This is a genomic window from Pseudomonas sp. P5_B2, assembly GCF_056400445.1.
Genome location: NZ_JBFULH010000633.1, coordinates 1 through 2,276, shown reverse-complemented (window position 1 = coordinate 2,276; position 2,276 = coordinate 1). Strand labels below are relative to the sequence as shown.

At 57.0% G+C, this 2,276-nt stretch carries 1 protein-coding gene and 2 pseudogenes; 2 read left to right on the top strand and 1 reads right to left on the bottom strand.

The features are described from left to right. Positions 1 to 43: 43 nt before the first annotated feature. Positions 44 to 1,063, top strand: coding sequence for a Glu/Leu/Phe/Val dehydrogenase family protein (locus AC1DRJ_RS24985; protein ID WP_477804514.1), 1,020 nt, complete (start codon positions 44 to 46; stop codon positions 1,061 to 1,063). Between the two features lie 174 nt (positions 1,064 to 1,237). Here AC1DRJ_RS24985 and AC1DRJ_RS24980 read toward each other — a convergent pair. Continuing rightward, positions 1,238 to 1,477 (bottom strand): annotated as a pseudogene (locus tag AC1DRJ_RS24980) (YebG family protein); the annotation flags it as partial. A gap of 312 nt (positions 1,478 to 1,789) precedes the next feature. Between AC1DRJ_RS24980 and AC1DRJ_RS24975 the strand changes: the two are divergent. Then, positions 1,790 to 2,041: pseudogene (locus tag AC1DRJ_RS24975) on the top strand (phosphate-starvation-inducible PsiE family protein); the annotation flags it as partial. Positions 2,042 to 2,276 lie beyond the last annotated feature (235 nt).

The window sequence follows — 2,276 nt, the reverse complement described above, 5'->3', positions numbered from 1 at the left end:
AGCCTATACTGGCGACTACAAGAAGTGATTCGGGAGCCCCACGATGTTCGCTCTCATGCAAAGCACTCGCCTTGAATCGCTGCATCTGAGCGTCGACTCGGTCACCGGGTTGAAGGCGGTCATTGCCATTCATAACAGCCGGCTCGGGCCTGCCTTGGGTGGTTGTCGTTACCTTGCCTACCCCAGCGACGAATCGGCGGTCGAGGATGCCATACGCCTTGCACAAGGCATGAGTTACAAGGCTGCACTGGCCGGGCTGGCCCAGGGCGGCGGCGTGGCGGTGATTGTTCGCCCGGTCCACGTGGAAAATCGTGCCGCGCTGTTCGAAGCCTTCGGGCGCTGTATCAACCAACTCGACGGCCGATATATCACCGCCATCGACAGCGGCACCTCGGTGGCCGACATGGATTGCATCGCCCAGCAGACTCAACACGTCACCAGCACCACGTCGGCGGGCGATCCTGCGCCGCATGCCGCCATGGGCGTGTTCACCGGCATTCGAGCGACCGCGATGGCCCGGCTGGGCAGCGATAATCTGGAAGGCCTGCGCGTGGCCATCCAGGGTTTGGGCAACGTTGGTTATGCACTCGCCGAGCAACYGCACGCGGCCGGCGCGGAACTGCTGGTCAGCGATATTGATCACGGCAAGGTGCAACTGGCGATGGAGCAACTGGGCGCTCACCCGATTGCCAACGACGCATTGCTCAGCACGCCGTGCGACATCCTCGCGCCGTGTGGCCTGGGTGGCGTGCTCAACAGCCACAGCGTGACGCAACTGCGCTGCTCGGCGGTGGCCGGCTCGGCGAACAATCAGCTGACGCACCTGGAAGTCGCCGATCAATTGGAACGACGCGGCATTCTGTATGCGCCGGATTACGTGATCAATTCAGGCGGGCTGATCTACGTTTCCCTCAAACACCGCGGCGAAGAGCTGACGACCATCACCGCGCACCTGTCGAAAATCGCCTCACGCCTGACCGAAGTCTATGCCCATGCCCAAGCGGAAAAACGATCGCCGGCGCGGGTGGCGGACGAATTGGCAGAGAGGGTGTTGTACCGCTGAGTCATTCTGTTATCCAGACATGAAAAAGGCCCTGAGTCAGTCGACTCAGGGCCTATTCAATTCGGGCGTTGCTTACTTCGGCGTCTTGGCCGCTTTGGCTGGCTTGGTCGGCTCAGCAGCTTCAACGGCCTCGACAAGTTCAGCCTGTTCAACCACTTCAACCGGCGCATTCAGCAGTTCGGACAAGGCATCCGGCTGGCTCTTGAACGCTTTGGCGAACACATCGCGATTCTTCGCCATGTAGATCCCGGCTTCTTCCACTTGCTGCTCGGTCAGGGACGGAACGGCTTTTTGCAACACTTCAGCCAGCAATTCGGCCAGTTCGAGCATTTTGTCATGACGGTCAGCTTCGGCTTTATCCATGAACAAGCGCTCCAGATCTCGGCTGCTGCGGTATACCACTTCGACGGCCATTCACCACCTCACATGCCTTCACATTAGTTGTCTGTTTCGACTACTGTATTTATATACAGCGAAAAGGATAAGCGAATCCCCGGGTTTTGGGTAGTGGCTTTTTAATGTAGACCGAAATTGGCGTTTGTCAGCTAAACCGTGRCGCAGCCATCGCGAGCCTGCTCGCGAAGGGGCCAGACGAGACCGCATAAAAGTGTCCAGTAACGACTCATCACCATCTCACCCACAGCCTCTGGCCTTTTTTCTGCATGCAGAACAACCGTCACGTCCATCCCGCATCATCCGCTCAAACCGAGCTAAGGAAGCATCATCGTGAAAATCAACTGGGCCGAGAACCTGCGGCAGAACGTGCATCAACTGGCCGAGTCCCTGGGCAACCTGTTCGTCGAGACCTTCCACTACCTGGCGCTGTTCGCCATTGGTGCGGTGACAGCGTGGGCGGCGGTAATGGAATTTCTGGGGATGATCGAAGCAGGACACATCAAGATCGACGACATCTTGCTGCTGTTCATCTACCTGGAATTGGGGGCGATGGTCGGGATTTACTTCAAGACCAACAAACTAATACTAACACAACCTAGCCGTATTTTGGCTTAGGTTCTCTGGCATCATTAGATTTTCGGGGGAGACATCGTATGAAGTGGATAGAGCACAGTCGGGAACGAATGCACAAGCAAGCCAATTCGATTGGCAATTTTTTAGTCGAAGGTTTCCATTATTTGGGGCTGTTCGCCATCGGTGCTGCTACCGCTTGTGCTTCGGTGATGGCATTTGTCGTAATGGTAGGAAAGGGCACAGC